At 72.6% G+C, this 13,869-nt stretch carries 14 protein-coding genes; 8 read left to right on the top strand and 6 right to left on the bottom strand.

Features of this window, described 5'->3' with window-relative positions; genetic code table 11:
• Positions 1–955: 955 nt before the first annotated feature.
• Positions 956–1,531, bottom strand: coding sequence for a dihydrofolate reductase family protein (locus KXC43_RS19060; RefSeq protein WP_221377440.1), 576 nt, complete (start codon positions 1,529–1,531; stop codon positions 956–958).
• 170 nt (positions 1,532–1,701) lie between these two features.
• On the opposite strand from KXC43_RS19060, the gene KXC43_RS19065 reads away from it, so the two are divergent.
• The 5 genes from KXC43_RS19065 to KXC43_RS19085 all read left to right on the top strand — a co-directional run bounded on the left by KXC43_RS19065 (position 1,702) and on the right by KXC43_RS19085 (position 5,033).
• Complete coding sequence (locus tag KXC43_RS19065) at positions 1,702–2,568, top strand: hypothetical protein (RefSeq protein WP_221377441.1); 867 nt, start codon at positions 1,702–1,704, stop codon at positions 2,566–2,568.
• A complete protein-coding gene (locus KXC43_RS19070) occupies positions 2,565–3,059 on the top strand; it encodes a sigma-70 family RNA polymerase sigma factor (protein ID WP_221377442.1) in 495 nt (164 codons plus the stop codon). Before KXC43_RS19065 ends, KXC43_RS19070 begins: the two co-directional genes overlap by 4 nt.
• 27 nt (positions 3,060–3,086) lie before the next feature.
• Complete coding sequence (gene def, locus KXC43_RS19075) at positions 3,087–3,587, top strand: peptide deformylase (protein ID WP_221377443.1); 501 nt, start codon at positions 3,087–3,089, stop codon at positions 3,585–3,587.
• A gap of 129 nt (positions 3,588–3,716) precedes the next feature.
• Positions 3,717–4,337, top strand: a complete 621-nt coding sequence (locus tag KXC43_RS19080) for a TetR/AcrR family transcriptional regulator (protein WP_221377444.1) — start codon at positions 3,717–3,719, stop codon at positions 4,335–4,337.
• A 153-nt stretch (positions 4,338–4,490) separates the two neighbouring features.
• Positions 4,491–5,033 (top strand): histidine phosphatase family protein, encoded by a 543-nt coding sequence (locus KXC43_RS19085; RefSeq protein ID WP_221377445.1) that lies wholly within the window; start codon positions 4,491–4,493, stop codon positions 5,031–5,033.
• Positions 5,034–5,371: 338 nt separating this feature from the next.
• On the opposite strand, the gene KXC43_RS19090 is transcribed toward KXC43_RS19085, so the two are convergent.
• The gene (locus KXC43_RS19090; protein ID WP_221377446.1) at positions 5,372–6,217 is read right to left on the bottom strand and encodes a helix-turn-helix transcriptional regulator; all 846 of its coding nucleotides are present in this window, start codon (positions 6,215–6,217) and stop codon (positions 5,372–5,374) included.
• Between the two features lie 102 nt (positions 6,218–6,319).
• On the opposite strand from KXC43_RS19090, the gene KXC43_RS19095 reads away from it, so the two are divergent.
• A complete protein-coding gene (locus KXC43_RS19095; protein WP_221377447.1) occupies positions 6,320–7,207 on the top strand; it encodes an SDR family NAD(P)-dependent oxidoreductase in 888 nt (295 codons plus the stop codon).
• On the opposite strand, the gene KXC43_RS19100 is transcribed toward KXC43_RS19095, so the two are convergent.
• The gene (locus KXC43_RS19100; RefSeq protein WP_221377448.1) at positions 7,208–7,948 is read right to left on the bottom strand and encodes a VOC family protein; all 741 of its coding nucleotides are present in this window, start codon (positions 7,946–7,948) and stop codon (positions 7,208–7,210) included.
• On the opposite strand from KXC43_RS19100, the gene KXC43_RS19105 reads away from it, so the two are divergent.
• On the top strand, positions 7,947–8,450 hold the full coding sequence (locus tag KXC43_RS19105; protein ID WP_221377449.1) for a tRNA-specific adenosine deaminase: 504 nt from the start codon (positions 7,947–7,949) through the stop codon (positions 8,448–8,450). The genes KXC43_RS19100 and KXC43_RS19105 overlap by 2 nt on opposite strands.
• 34 nt (positions 8,451–8,484) lie before the next feature.
• On the opposite strand, the gene KXC43_RS19110 is transcribed toward KXC43_RS19105, so the two are convergent.
• From KXC43_RS19110 to KXC43_RS19120, 3 genes are read right to left on the bottom strand one after another with little or no spacing between them, the layout of a single operon-like run.
• Entirely contained in the window at positions 8,485–9,600 is a 1,116-nt protein-coding gene (locus tag KXC43_RS19110) for a type III PLP-dependent enzyme domain-containing protein (protein ID WP_221377450.1), read from the bottom strand.
• On the bottom strand, positions 9,587–11,071 hold the full coding sequence (locus KXC43_RS19115; RefSeq protein WP_221377451.1) for an IucA/IucC family protein: 1,485 nt from the start codon (positions 11,069–11,071) through the stop codon (positions 9,587–9,589). The genes KXC43_RS19110 and KXC43_RS19115 overlap by 14 nt, the downstream gene beginning before the upstream one ends.
• A complete protein-coding gene (locus KXC43_RS19120; RefSeq protein ID WP_308129144.1) occupies positions 11,068–12,762 on the bottom strand; it encodes an IucA/IucC family protein in 1,695 nt (564 codons plus the stop codon). The genes KXC43_RS19115 and KXC43_RS19120 overlap by 4 nt, the downstream gene beginning before the upstream one ends.
• A 440-nt stretch (positions 12,763–13,202) precedes the next feature.
• Here KXC43_RS19120 and KXC43_RS19125 point away from each other — a divergent pair, with 440 nt between their 5' ends.
• A complete protein-coding gene (locus tag KXC43_RS19125; protein ID WP_221377452.1) occupies positions 13,203–13,784 on the top strand; it encodes a hypothetical protein in 582 nt (193 codons plus the stop codon).
• The last annotated feature ends 85 nt before the right edge of the window (positions 13,785–13,869 follow it).

Raw genomic sequence — 13,869 nt, forward strand, 5'->3', positions numbered from 1 at the left:
TCAAGGCGGCGCTGGTCGGCCCACCCCCGCCCACCGACTGACAAGCCGCCGCGTCTCGGGCTGGCCCCCATCAAGGCGGCGCTGGTCGGCCCACCCCCGCCCACCGACTGACAAGCCGCCGCGTCTCGGGCTGGCCCCCATCAAGGCCGCGCTGGCCGGCCGCCCACTGACTGACGCTGGCCGGCCCGCCCGCTGACTGAGAAGCCGCCGCGTCTTGGGGTGGCCCGGATCAGGGACACGCCGGCCCACCCCGTGTCCGCCGACTGACAAGCCGCCTCCTCGTAGGCTGCTCGAGCATCTACGCCATCGCGTCGGTCAGCTGGATCTCGCCGCCGCGGCAGGGCTTGCGAGAGGCCGCGCCGGCCATCCCCGGCCGCCGCCGGCTAACAGGCCGCCGCGTGTCGGACCGGCCCAATCAAAACCGCGACGGGCGACGCCCACCACAACCGACCAACAGGCTGCCGCATCCTGCGCTGTCCCTATTCACCCTGCCTACCGGCTCACGCCGTGGACCGATTCACGGCGCGCACCGGCTGAAGCCCTCGACCGGCGCACCACCAGCTCGCGCCGCGGACCGACTTGTGCCGCGGACCGGCATGTGCCGCCCACGGGCTGAAGCCGCTGACCGGCTCAATATCGGCTTGTGCCGCGCACCAGCATGTGCCGCGCACGGGCTGAAGCCGCTGACCGGCTCACCACTGGCTCGCGCCGCGCACTGGCTCGCGCCGCGCACTGGCTCGCGCCGCGCACTGGCTCGCGCCGCGCACTGGCTCGCGCCGCGCATCGGCTGACGACCGGCTCGCGCCGCCCAACGACTGACGCCGCTCGTCGGTTCACGCCACCCCACGACTCACCACCGCCGGGCACCGGTCGACAGGCTGCTGCTCCTGGACCGGGTGGAGCCCGCCGGGGCTCAGGTGCAGCGCCGGTTCGGGTCGCGGTCGTCGGCGATTGGTCAGTGGGGTGGCGCCACCGAGTACGTCAGGTAGGCGAACGGGCCGCGGCGTTCCAGGGTCGTCAGGGTCAGGCGGGATGACGTGAGGCGGCGGGGGAGGACCGGGGCGCCCGCGCCGAGGGTCACCGGGGCGACGCCGAGGATGACCTCGTCGAGCAGGCCGGCGTCGGCGAACGCCCCGGCCAGTTCGCCGCCGCCGACGATCCAGATGTTCCGGCCGGACGCGGCCTCGGTCATCGCGGCGTGGACCGGGCGGACGTCGCCCTGCACGAAGTGCACCGTCGAGCCGGGCAGGGGCGGCAACTGCCGGTGGGTGAAGACCCAGGACGGGACGTCGCCGTAGTACTCACGCCACTTCTGCGGCTGGTCGCCCAGTTTCTCGTGGGCGAACACCCACTCGTAGGTGGTGGCGCCCATAGCGAACGCGCCGACGTCGGCGAAGAACGTGGCGAAGGGCTGCTCGCCGTTCTCGTCGTCGCGGCCGTCGCCGGTCTCGAAGAGCCAGTCGAGCGAGTTGTGTTCGTCGGCGATGTAGCCGTCGATCGAGGTGGCGGTGTAGTACTGCGTCTTCGGCATGCCCGGCACGATGCCACCGGGGTACGACAGAAACGGCCGGGTCCGGTTGGCCGGGGCGGGCCGCAGCGGGCACCATGGGCATTTGCCGTTCGAGGTCCTCCACCACGGTCACCGAACGGCCTGGTCAGCACGTCTAGCTAGTGAGACGGGGTGCGGAGAGGGTTGAGCCGGTGACCGAAGACCTGCGTGCGCTGCTGCGGGCCGAACTGAACAACGAGCGGCCGCCGCCGCTGGGCGACGTGGTGGGCGCCGCGCTGCGCGAGGGCCGCCGGGTGCAGCGGCGCCGGCGGCGGGTGATGTCGGTGGCGGCGGGCTGCGTAGGCGTGCTCGTGGTGGTGCTGGCCGGCGGGGTGGCCGCCTATTCGGAACCGCGCCGTTCGATATCCGCGGCCGATTCCGTGGTGGCGGCGTCACCGGCTGCGACGTCGGTTCCCGTTCCGCTGGGGCATGCCGCTCAGAAGGCCGCAGCGTCTCCCGGATCTGTGCCAGTCAGCCCGACTGCCCCCACGACCCTGGCCCCCGGGCGTACGTTGGCGATCCACAGCGGCGTCGAACGGGCCGCGGGAGCGCGCGAGAAAGCGACAACGGGGGCCATGCTTCATCTCTTGACGCAGTTGTTGCCGGCGGGGCAGTTGAGCAATGCGGCTGTGTCCGCCGCCGACGACCGGTACGTGCAGCTCTACCTCGACCGCGGCGACGGTCCCGGCATGGTGCGGCTGGTGGTCGGGCAGCTTCCGGCCGAGGACACCCGCCCGCCCCGCGGCGGCACGGCGACGGTGTCGATCGAGCACGTCCCCGGCAACTGCCTGCAGGACACGGTGGCGGTCTCGCGCTGGCCCGACGGCACGGCCGTGCAGCTCGACGTGGCGTCCTGCCTGGCCGGTGACGGCCGCACCAACCCGCCCGGCCGTCCCGTCCTGTCCGCCGACGAGGCCGCCCGGATCGCGGCCGACCCGCGGTGGGGCGTCACGATGGACGCCGACCTGGTCAAGGCCGGCAACGCCCGCTTCGGCCGGGTTCCGGTGTTCGACTCATGACCGACGACGAGCAGTTCGCCGAGTTCGCCCACGCCCACGCCGAACGCCTACGCACCACCGCGTTCATGCTCTGCCGCGACTGGCACCTGGCTCAGGACCTGACCCAGAGCGCGCTCACCAAGCTGTTCCTGAGCTGGCGCCGCGCCGTCCAGGCCGACAACTTGATGGCGTACGCGCAGAAGATCCTGCTCCGGGTCTTCCTCGACCACCGCCGCCGCCGCTCGTCCAGTGAATCCACGACGGCGGTCATGCACGAGCCGGCCTACCGCGAGAGCCCCGAGCTCCGCCTGACCATGCTCGACGCCTTGGCCCACCTGCCCGAACGCGACCGCGCGATCGTGGTCCTGCGGTACTTCGAGGACTACAGCGTCGACCGCGTGGCCGACGTCCTCGAACTGCCGGTCAGCGTCGTCAAGAGTCAGACCCGCCGCTCCCTGGCCAAGCTGCGCGAATTGCTGGCCGAGGACCAGTTGGCCCTCTTCGCCGGCTGAGTTACCCGGCCGGATAGCCTTTTCCGCATGTCAGTGCGGCCCATCAGAATCTTCGGCGACCCTGTCCTGCGCACCGAGGCCGACCCGGTCACCTCGTTCGACGCCGGGTTGCGAGCCCTGATCGACGACCTCGAGGACACGGTTCGCGAGCCCGGCCGGGCCGGCGTTGCCGCCCCTCAGATCGGCGTGAGCCTGCGGGCCTTCTCGTACAACGTCGACGGCGCCATCGGCCACCTGATCAACCCGACGCTGACCGACTTCGAGGGCGAGCAGGACGACGACGAGGGTTGCCTGTCCATCCCGGGCCTGTACTTCGCGACGAGGCGGGCCATGTCGGTGACCGCGACCGGCTTCGACCGCAACGGCGAGCCGCTGACCATCCACGGCACCGGCTTCCTGGCCCGTGCCCTGCAGCACGAGACGGACCACCTGAACGGCACCCTCTACATCGACACCCTCACCGGCGACGTCCGCCGCCAGGCCCTGCGCGAGCTGCGCCGGGTCCGGCCCGCCCCACCCGCCCGCTGACAGATCGCGCCGTGCGGGTGCTCTGAACCTGGCCGGTCGTCCCGGCGTGGGGCGACCGGAGATCGATCAGCTGCCCGGCGGCAAGCGCGGACGTCGTACGGTGAGAGCCCGGCGCGCCGAGGGGGTCCGATGGACGACACCAGCTCCGACCAGCTGCGCCAGTCCATTGTGCTCGCCACTGTTCCTCTCATCGGCGAGTACGACACGCTGACCACCGCGCGGATAGCCGAGGCGGCGGGGATCGGCGAGGCCGAGCTGCTGGCCGTCTTCCCCGACAAGGAAGCGGTCCTGCAGGCCTGTGTTGCCATGATGACGGCGCAGATGAGCGCGATGTTCGACCCCACCGCGGAAATGGCGAGGCTGGACGCGATCCGTGTGGATCAGCCGCTGGCCGATCGCCTGGCCGAGGTGCTCGGCGTCATCGACGACTACCGGCGCCGTGTCTGGGCCGAGACGGCCGACTTCGAACGGGGCATCCTCGCGGGCACGGCAACCGCCGCCGCGACCGGCACCCGACCGTCGGCCAGTGCGGACCTCCGGTTCCTGCCCACCCTGCCCGAGGCACGACGGGCGGTGGCCGGACTGCTGGAACCGGAGGCCGAACGCCTGCGCCTGCCCGCCGTCGCCCTCGCCGAGGCCTTCCTCATGCTGTGCCAGATGGCCGCGCCGACCCGGGAGGAAGACAGGTCACCCCTGTCACCCGGCCAGGTCGTCGACCTCTTCCTGGGCGGCGCGCTGACCACCGGCTGACCGGCCAGTTCCTCGACCTCTTCCTGCACGGCGCTCAACGCCAGCTCACCGATCAGGTCTTATGCCTTCTCCTCGGTGCACCGACCGTCTGCAGACGCCGGTATCGCTGCCTGTCCCCGGAAGCTTCGGTAGCGCATGGCCTACTCTGTGCCGATGCCGACCGGGATCGTGTTCGAAACCCACTCCTGGAGCGAGGACAACGACCGCGGGATCGCGACGGGCTGGTTGCCAGGCCGGTTGTCGGAACGCGGCCGGGAGCTGGCGGCCGAACTCGGGCAACGCCGGCGCGACGACGGCATCGCCGCGGTCTTCACCTCCGACCTGCGCCGCGCGGCCGAGACCGCGGAGATCGCGTTCGAGGGCAGCGCGATCCCGGTCCTGCACGACTGGCGGCTCCGTGAGTGCGATTACGGCACCGGCAACGGCATGCCGGCCGCCGAACTGCACGAGCACCGCGAGCAGTACCTCGACCAGCCCTATCCCGGCGGGGAGAGCTGGCGGCAGGCGGTCGAGCGCGTCGGCCGCTTCCTGACCGACGTGCCGACCCGGTGGGAGGGCCGGCGCATCCTGGTCATCGGCCACGTCGCGACCCGCTGGGCCCTGGACCACCTGTTCGACGGGGTCCCGCTGGAACAGCTCATCGTGGCCGACTTCGGCTGGCGCGAGGGCTGGGAGTACCGGCTGCGGCCGTCCTGACCGGCATCCCGACGAGTGCGCGGGACAGGGACAGGCGGCATCCTAGGATGCCTTACACGCCGAGATCAAAGGCACGGCGGAAGAGCGACCCTGCGGGCCGCTCTCGACATCGAATCTCATGAGGCCATCGCCGTTGCCGGGTCGACCGGCACCTACGGCATGGCCCTGACCACGTGGCTGGCCGCCCGCAGTCAACGAGGCGATCTCACTTGCCGTCCACGAGGCGTCGACTTGAACTCCGACTACCCGCCGTTCAGGGGCGTGTGCGCGCTGCGGTGGTGAGGCCGAATGGCAGAGCATCGGCCGGCAGTCGATTCCACATCGAACCGCGGGCTGACTCAGTCGACCAGGGACTGGGTGCCCAGGACGATGGCCAGGGCCAGGCGGTCGGCGTCCTCGGTGCCGGGCTCGGCGGTGTAGACGGTGATGCGCAGGTCGTCGACGGCGACGATGAGGGTGTCGCAGTCGAGGGTGAGGCGGCCCACGGCGGGGTGGTCGATGACCTTGCGTTTGGACGGGTCGGGCAGCGGGGGCGGCGCTTCGCCGTTCCAGAGTTCGGTGAAGCGCGGGGCGGCCGTCGCCAGATCGGCGGTCAGGCGGCGCAGGGACTGGTCGGCGGGGTAGCGGGACGCGGTGAGGCGCAGGTCGGCCACCAGGCGGGCCTCGTGTTCGGCCTGTTCCTGCGGGGTGTGTGACACGCGGCTGGGCGGGCCGCACAGATTGCGCCAGACGGCGTTGCGCTCCAGGCCGTGCCACGAGGTGGTGTCGCCCATGAGGGCGTCGTAGGGGGCGTTGGCCAGCACCAGCGTCCAGGTGGCGTCGTAGACGACGACGGGGGTGCCGGCCAGGCGGTCGAGCAGGCGCTGCACGCTGGCCGTGACGCGCGAGGGGACGACGTCGGGGCCGGGGGCGGCGTGGCCGGCCAGGCGGTGCAGCTGGTCGCGCTCGGGGGCGGGCAGGCGCAGGGCGCGGGCGAGGGCCTCGACGACCTGGGCCGAGGGGGCGGTGGCGCGGCCCTGTTCGAGGCGGGTCAGGTAGTCGGCGGAGATGCCGGCGAGCTGGGCCAGTTCCTCGCGGCGCAGGCCACTGGCGCGTCGGCGGTGGCCGGTGGGCAGGCCGACGGCGTCGGGGGCGACCCGGTCGCGCCAGCGGCGTACGGTGCTGCCGAATTCCCAGGCTTCCACGGAGTTCAGTCTGCTCGCCGGGACGGGGATTGTCCTGGCCCTGCCAGTCCTACGACAACGGGACGACTGCCTGGCGGGCGGCGGCGCGGCCAGGCTGGGGTCATGACTGGAACCGTTCTCATCACCGGGCCGACGCGGGGGCTGGGCCGTGCTGCCGTGCTGGCCATGGCGGGCCGCCCGTCGGCCGTACGCCCGGAGCTGATCCTGGTCGGCCGGGCTCTGTCCGCAGTCGCGGCCGAGGCGCGCGCACTCGGCGCCCGGGTGCACGAGGTCAGCACCGATCTGTCGCGGCTGGCCGAGGTGCGGGCTGCGGCCGGCGCCGTACGGCAGCTGCTCGACGACCGGCCGTTGCGGGCGCTGGTCGCCAATGCGGGGGCCATGTCGTCCGACACGCGGGAGGCGTCGGCCGACGGGTTCGAGTTGACCTTCGCCGTCAACTATCTGGCTCATGCGCAGCTGATCGGCTCGCTGCCGCCGCCGGCCCGGATCGTGCTGCTGGGCTCGAACACGTATCACGCGAATGTCTGGCGGCGCCTGCTCGGCGTGCCGGAGGCGCAGTGGCGTGACCCGGTCGAGCTGGCCCGCCCGGCCACCGGGGCGGTGAACCCGGGGATGAAGGCGGCCGGTGTCGCGTACTCCGATGCGAAGCTGGCGATCCTGTATTACGCGCACGAGTTGCAGCGCCACGTCGGCCCGGGCGTCGCCGTCTCGGTGTTCGAGCCGGGCTGGATGCCGGGCACCGGCCTGGGGCGCGGTGCCCCGGCGGCCATGCAGGCCGTCGGCCGGGCGCTGGGACGGCTGCCGGGAGTGTCTACGCCGGAGCGTTCTGGTCCGGCGCTGGCCTCCGTGGCGCTGGACGACAAGTGGGCCGGCCTGCGCGACGGCGCGTTCGTGCTGAAGGACCGGATCGTCGAGGTGAAGCCGATAGCCCACGACCGCGATCGCGAGCGCCGCCTGTGGGCAGCGACCGGAGAGTTGCTCGCGGCGTAGCTACGAAGCCGGCCTCAGGACGCAGAACGGGTTGCCTTCCGGGTCGGCCATGACTGCCCACGACACGTCGCCCTGGCCGACGTCGGCCGGTGTCGCGCCGAGGGCTTCGAGCCGGGCGATCTCGGCCGGCCTGTCTTCCGCGCGGTACGGCAGCAGGTCGAGGTGGACGCGGCCGGGTTCGCCGGTGGTGCGGATGAACTCCAGGTAGGGCCCGACGCCCTGGGCGGAACGCAACGACGCGAAGTTGTCGTTGGTGACGTGCGGGGTCCAGTCGGTGGCCGCGCCCCAGAAGCGGGCCAGGGCGCGCGGATCGGCGCAGTTGACGACGACCGCGGCGATCGGGCCGGTCTGGTCGTAGGGGTAGCTCTCCCGTGGTTCCAGGACGCAGAACAGGTTGCCTTCGGGGTCGGCCAGCACGACCCACGGCACGTCGCCCTGGCCGATGTCGGCCGGTGTCGCGCCGAGCTCCTGCAGACGGCCGACCAGTTCCGCCTGGTGGGCCTCGGACCGGGTGGCCAGGTCGAGGTGCACGCGATAGCGGATCGGCTCCGGGTCGTCGACGATGACGAAGTCGATGCAGACGGCGCTGGGGTCGGGCCAGTCGAAGTTCGCGGGCGTGACGTTGGTGACGCCGGGTCCTTCTTCCTGGGAGGTGACCCAGCCGAGGGCATCGGCCCAGAATTGGCCGAGTGCCACGTTGTCCCGGGCCTTGAAGTTCACCTGAGGGAGTCGCATCGCCATGCCGTCCACCTTAGGGTTGTCTCTGCTGGCCGCCGCGATCGAGGTCGCCGAGGCGGGCATGGCGGCCGGGGAGTTGCCGATCGGGGCCGTGGTCGAGATGGGCGGCGAGATCGTCGCGAGCGCGTTCACCCGCGACGTCTCGCTGGGGCGGCGGCTGGTGCACGCGGACCTGCTGGCGATGACGGCAGCCGACGAGGTGCTGGGCCGGCGCCCGCGAAAGCATCCTCTGCGGCTGGCCGTCAACCTGGAGCCGTGCCTGATGTGCCTGGGCGCGGCGATGGCGTTGAAGGTCGACGAGGTGTACTTCGGGCTGGAGTCACCCGCGGACGGCGGGGCCGCCGCGGTGGCGGCCTGGCCGGTGAGCGCCGACCTGCCCTGGTACCGCCCGCCGGTCATTGCCGGCGGTCTGCGCCGCGACGAGGTGCGCGACCAGTTCCGCCGCTACTGCGAGCGCGCGCCCGAGTCGGGATTCCGCCGGTGGGCGGCGACGCTGACGAGGTGACGAACGGTGGGCGGCGACGCTCACCGGGTGACGCTCACAGGATGACGAACTCGGGCGGGTCGTGGCGCAGGAAGTCGTGGTGGGAGATGTCCCAGCCGTAGGCGCCGGTGCGGCCGAAGACGAGCAGGTCGCCGGCGCGGACCGAGGCGACGTGTTGCCCGCGGCTGAGGACGTCGCGTGGGGTGCAGAGCTCGCCGACGGCGTCCACGGCCGTGTCGGTGGCGGCGGGCCGCAGGTAGGGGTGGGGCCAGTCGTCGACCGGGACGACGGTGAACGGGTGGTCGTAGCCCCACGCTGCGGGCAGGCGGAAGTGGTGGGTGCCGCCGCGCAGCACGGCGAAGGTGCGGCCGTGGTTGGTCTTCACGTCGATGACGGTGGCCGCGTACCAGCCGGCGTCGGCGGCCAGCAGGCGGCCGGGTTCGAAGACGAGGTCCACACCCGCCGGTACGGTGATCGACCGCAGCGGCGTGAGGTCGATGGTGGCGTCGGACAGGTAGTCGACGCCGAAGCCGCCGCCCACGTTGACCACGCGCGGGTCGATGCCGGTGGCCAGCGACCAGCGCAGGGCCTCCCGCACGAAGGCGGCGTGGGCCTCGCCGTCCAGGTTGTTGGAGACGGCGTGCAGGTGGAACCCGACGATGCGGACGCCGGGGACTGCCAGCGCGGCCGGCAGCTGGGCCTCGTCGACGCCGAACGGGGTGGGCGCGCCGGTCATCGTGTGGCTGCCGGTCAGGGCGTGGCCGGGCCGGTTGACGCGCAGCACGACCTCGGCGCCGGGGCGCAGCGCGGCGATGCGGTGCAGTTCGTGGACGCTCTCGGCGTTGATCTGCGCCCCGGCGTCGAGGGCGGCGCTCAGCTCGGCGTCGGTCTTGGCCGGGCCGCCGAACACGATGCGGCGCGCGCCGGCGGCCAGCGCGAGGGCCAGTTCGCCGCCGGAGGCCACTTCCAGCCCGTCGGCGTCGGCGGCCAGGGTCGTGAGCACCGCCGGATTGCCGTTCGCCTTCACCGCGTACAGAAGGGAAGCCGGAACCGGAAGGCTCGCCCGGACCGTCGCCGCTCTCGCGCGCAGCGCGGCCGTGTCGTAGACGTAGGCGCAGACCGGGCGGGGCAGCTCGAGCAGCGCCCGGACGACGTGGTCAGGCGGGCGCATGCAGGGGGTTCCGCACGGGCACGTAGATGTCGCCCTCGCCGGCCAGCCGCATCCGCACGAGGGCCTTGTGCAGGGCGGTGGGCGCGGTGAACGCGGCGTGGTCGTCGCCGGTCGTGTGCTCGTCGAGGACGGACCGGATGATCCGCCACGCCTGGTCCTCGTCGATGTCGAGGCGCAGCACCAGCTCGCCCAGGTGGGCCTGGAACAGCGTGTAGCCGATCTTGGCGCGGAACACGTCGAGGTCGTCGGTGCCGACCACCGAGCCGGGCCACAGGCCGATCTCGTGGCCGCCCGCGGCCAGCCGGGGCCGGTGCAGGCGCAGACCGGCGAAGTCGCGCAGGGCCAGCCGGTGCGGGCGCCCGTCGAGGAACGTGGGCAGGCAGTTCTGCAGGTGGGCCTCGAGCGCGACGCCCTGCGCGGTGAGCCGCATCAGCGGCGGCACAACCAGTTCCGCGTACGACCGGAGCCACTCGCCCGGATCCCCGGTGACCAGCTCGCCGAGCAGCAGCGGCAGCGCCCCGCCCGGAACAGCGCGTTCGCCGGGCTGGAGCCGCCCGGCGAGGCCGTCGCGGCGGATGGCCGACAGGTCGCGCCCGGATCCGACGGGCACAGCCGCGCCCGCGGTCTCGGCCATCAGCAGCAGCCGTTCCTCGCCGGCGGTCAGCCTGTGCAGCAGGGCCGACACGGCCGGCCCGTTGCGGGTGCTGGCCACGCTGATGCTGCGCCGGGTCGAGGTGACCTGGATGTCGAGCGACACCTTCAGGTACTGCCCGGCGCCCGGCAGCAGCAGGGTGCGCAGGGCCGCGGTGGGGATGGCGTCGCGCTCCTCGTCCAGGATGACCAGGTCCTTGCTGCGCAGCAGGTCGCCGTAGCGTTCGGCCAGCACGTTGTCGCGCTGCCAGGCGTGGACGGGCTGCACCGCGTACCCGGAGGGCTTGGCGATCTCGGGGAACACGTCGTCGCCGACGAGCAGCCGTTCGCGCACAGCGACGAAACCGATGCGGGTCTTCTCCGTCTCCAGGTCGTGCGCGAGGACGTCGCCGGTGTCCCAGCCGAGCCGCGTACGCCCGCAGGGGTGCAGGTTGTGCCCGGCCACGGCCAGGCGTTCCAGCCCGATGGCCTGCTCGTCCGGGTCGTCGCCGACCGGCGGGCGGGGCCGGGCCATCGCGATGGCCAGATTCATCACCGCGTTGCGCAGCTCGGCCGCGAACCCGGGGGCGTCGATGTCGCCCAGCAGCTCGACCGGATCGCCGGCGCCCGCGCTCGGGTACTCGACGCGGCCGAAGCCGTGCCGCTCGCCCGGGCCCATGTCCCGCAGCCCCTCGCGGACGAGAGCGCCGCGCAGCCGCCGCCCCACCGTGTCGGCCGCCTCCGGTAACGCCGCGAGGAAGCCGGGCACCAGGTGCGGGGCGTGGACGGCCAGGGCGGCCTCGGTGTGCGCGATCCGTTCCGGGCGCAGGGTCTTGTTCATGCGTGTGCCGCCATCGGGTTGGGGAGCAGGGCCCATCGGTCGTCGAGCGGATCGGTGGCCAGCCGCATCGCGGTCGTGGCCTTCACGGGCAGGGGGTCGCGGAGCAGATGCGGGACGTCCTCGCTGCCGGTGGCGCGGACGGCCCGGGCGACAATGCCCCACAGCCGGTCCGGATCGGTGTCCAGCGTGCGGGTGAACATGGCGATCAGCTCGGCCGCGACGGTGCCGAACGCGGACGCGGCCAGTTTCGTGCGCAGCTCGGCCGGGTCGTCGCTGGGCAGGTCGCCGAGCAGCGCGGGCGGTTCCAGGCCGGAGGCGCGCAGCCGCGAGGCGCTGACCCGCACGCCCCCGAGGTCGCGGTAGAGGATGCGGGCCGGCTGGCTGCCCGCCAGCACGACCAGCGTGTTCTGGCCGTGCGCCTCCAGCGCGACGCCGCGCGCCAGGACCCGGGTCACCGGTCCGAAGAACAGGTCGGAAAACCTTTCCCACCACGCGTACGGATCCCCGACCGGCACCGGCACGGCCGCCAGCACGGCCAGCGGCACCGCCAGCTCACCCGGCCCGAGCTGCGGAGCCTCCCGGATGACGTGCGCGAGGTGGCGCTGCGGGACGCCGTGGACGACGACCGCCCCGGCGGCGATCTCGGCCAGGATCTCGATCGGCTGGTCGGCCGTGAGCCGCCGCAGCAGCCGCGACAGAACGGGCCCGTTGTGCACGGCGGCCGCCGAGACGGTCCGTACAGCGCTGGTCATCTGCACGTCGACCGCGGTCTTGATGTGCGGGCCCCCGTCCACGGGCGCGACGGTACGCAACGACATCAACGGCCGGACGGGATCGGACCAGCCGTCCGGGATGAGCCACGGGTAGCGGTCGACCAGCCGGGCCGCCTGCCAGGGGTGTGCGAAGAGGATGGGCGCGGCGGTGCCGTACCAGCGGTCCCGGGGCACGCGCAGGCGTCGCAGGCGGATGACGGGGGAGTGTTCCGGGGCGTACGCGAGGACGTCGGCCACACTCATGCCGCCACGGGTGCGGCAGCAGGGGTGCAGGGGGTGCCCGTCGGTGACGAGCTGCTCGATGCGGCCGAGCGCGTCGGCGCCGCCCGGCTCGGGCAGACGTTGCTCCGGCCGGTCCGCCCGTGCCAGCGCCAGGTTGGCGACACTGTTGTCGATCTCGGCGACCAGGGGCACGTCACCCCACAGCAGCCGTACGAGCTCCGCCGGATCCGCGACCAGCCGAGCGCTACCCACCTCGGCCGCGAGGCCGACCCGCGCGACGGCGAACGGGCGCGCGGCACCGGCCGGGTAGCGCACGGTCACGGTATCCGTGGCATCAACGGCTGCCCTGAGCTGCGCCGCGACCGCACCAGCGACGGCTCCCACGGTTCGTCCAGCGCCGTCGGGACCTTCCATGTCACTCGGCACGCTCTGCGTAGCCACGACGCCACCGCCCGCCGCAGTGGTGGTCGGGGCAACGGCGAAGGTGGCCTCACCGGGGCGGCGTACGGTCAAACCGGGGAGGGGCTCGCGGTCGACAGCGCCGAGCAGCCGGGCGAGAACGGCCGCGCGCGCTCCGGGCAGTTCGGCGTCGTAGCGCGCGACCAGTTCGGGCCGGAGGACGGCAAGGTCCTCACGTGTCCGGTGCGGACCGGCGGTGTGCCGGTACGGCGAGGCGCTTCCAGACGATCGCGGCACGTCGTCAATTCTCCGCACCGCGCCGGCAAGATCTCCGCGGGGCGGCCCGGCGTGAGCGAGAACGCAGTAACCAATCCATCATCCTAGGACGCTTTAGCCGGTGTGCGCCTCACTACCGGCGCACCCGACCAACCAAAACCCTGAAAACCAAAAGGAATCAACGACATCCCGTTTCAGTTCGGCCCGCCTGGATTGCCGAAGTCGGCCGGCCCCGCTGGGTGCTCGTGTTTGTCGTTTCATGGGGGGTCGACCGTAGAAACGAGAGCAGCCGGAAACCCGAGCCGAACGGCAACCGCGCACCCCCGACGATCGTCAGGGTTGACCACTTCGCAGACACGAGCGCAGCGACAACCCACGCAGCGGGCCCGGCCAGTCACGGGGAGATGCCGTGATCCGAGGCGGGGGCGCGGGTGGGGGACCTCGGCACTAGTCTCGTGGCGGTGGAGATCGGGGCCGGGTTCGGGTACAAGATCGAGTGGTTGGCGGTGCGCCATCGTGGTGCCGAGTCGGTGGCGGCGGTGCTGGGGCTCGGTGGGCTCGCGCCGGCGGCCTATTCGGGCCGGTGGCTGATCACGCCGCCCGTCGACGGGTGGACGCTGGCCGCTTCGATCGATATGGAGCCGCCCGCGGACAGTCGTTTCGTGTCCTGGCTGGCGGGTTTGAGCGCGTCCCTCGGTGAGGTGCAGTATTTCGGCACGCACCGGGTGGTGGAGTACCACTGCTGGGGGCTCGCGAGTGGCGGTGTGGTGAGCCGGGTGTTCGGCTACCTCGGTGAGCGTGATGAGGTGCTGCGCCAGGTCGGTGAGCGGACTCCCGAGGAGCGGGCGCTGGGTGTCGGCTGGGTTCCCGACGACGCGTGGTGGGACGAGTGGAACGAGACGGAGGACGACGACACCTGGCCGTGGCCGACCGAGGAGACGGTGATGAGACTGGCGGGCCGGTGGAGTGTCGATCCGCAGACTTTCGAGGGCGCCCCCATGCCGGCGCGTCCGTGGATCGCCGAACGCGCCGGAAGTCAGTGACCGCGGGGCTATTTCGGTTGCGGGGGTGGCGGTGACGGGGCATTGTGGGCGTCGGACCTGTTGCCGTTTGCTGGGAGTGCCTCTC

Origin of the sequence: Paractinoplanes polyasparticus (assembly GCF_019710575.1) — a bacterium.
GTDB classification, from domain to species: domain Bacteria; phylum Actinomycetota; class Actinomycetes; order Mycobacteriales; family Micromonosporaceae; genus Actinoplanes; species Actinoplanes polyasparticus.

Excerpts from the sequence above, each read along its gene's own strand:
- KXC43_RS19060 (WP_221377440.1), bottom strand. The coding sequence starts at position 1,531 with ATGCCGAAGACGCAGTACTACACCGCCACCTCGATCGACGGCTACATC.
- KXC43_RS19070 (WP_221377442.1), top strand. The coding sequence starts at position 2,565 with ATGACCGACGACGAGCAGTTCGCCGAGTTCGCCCACGCCCACGCCGAA.
- def (WP_221377443.1), top strand. The coding sequence starts at position 3,087 with ATGTCAGTGCGGCCCATCAGAATCTTCGGCGACCCTGTCCTGCGCACC.
- KXC43_RS19080 (WP_221377444.1), top strand. The coding sequence starts at position 3,717 with ATGGACGACACCAGCTCCGACCAGCTGCGCCAGTCCATTGTGCTCGCC.
- KXC43_RS19085 (WP_221377445.1), top strand. The coding sequence starts at position 4,491 with ATGCCGACCGGGATCGTGTTCGAAACCCACTCCTGGAGCGAGGACAAC.
- KXC43_RS19095 (WP_221377447.1), top strand. The coding sequence starts at position 6,320 with ATGACTGGAACCGTTCTCATCACCGGGCCGACGCGGGGGCTGGGCCGT.
- KXC43_RS19105 (WP_221377449.1), top strand. The coding sequence starts at position 7,947 with ATGCCGTCCACCTTAGGGTTGTCTCTGCTGGCCGCCGCGATCGAGGTC.
- KXC43_RS19100 (WP_221377448.1), bottom strand. The coding sequence starts at position 7,948 with ATGGCGATGCGACTCCCTCAGGTGAACTTCAAGGCCCGGGACAACGTG.
- KXC43_RS19110 (WP_221377450.1), bottom strand. The coding sequence starts at position 9,600 with ATGCGCCCGCCTGACCACGTCGTCCGGGCGCTGCTCGAGCTGCCCCGC.
- KXC43_RS19115 (WP_221377451.1), bottom strand. The coding sequence starts at position 11,071 with ATGAACAAGACCCTGCGCCCGGAACGGATCGCGCACACCGAGGCCGCC.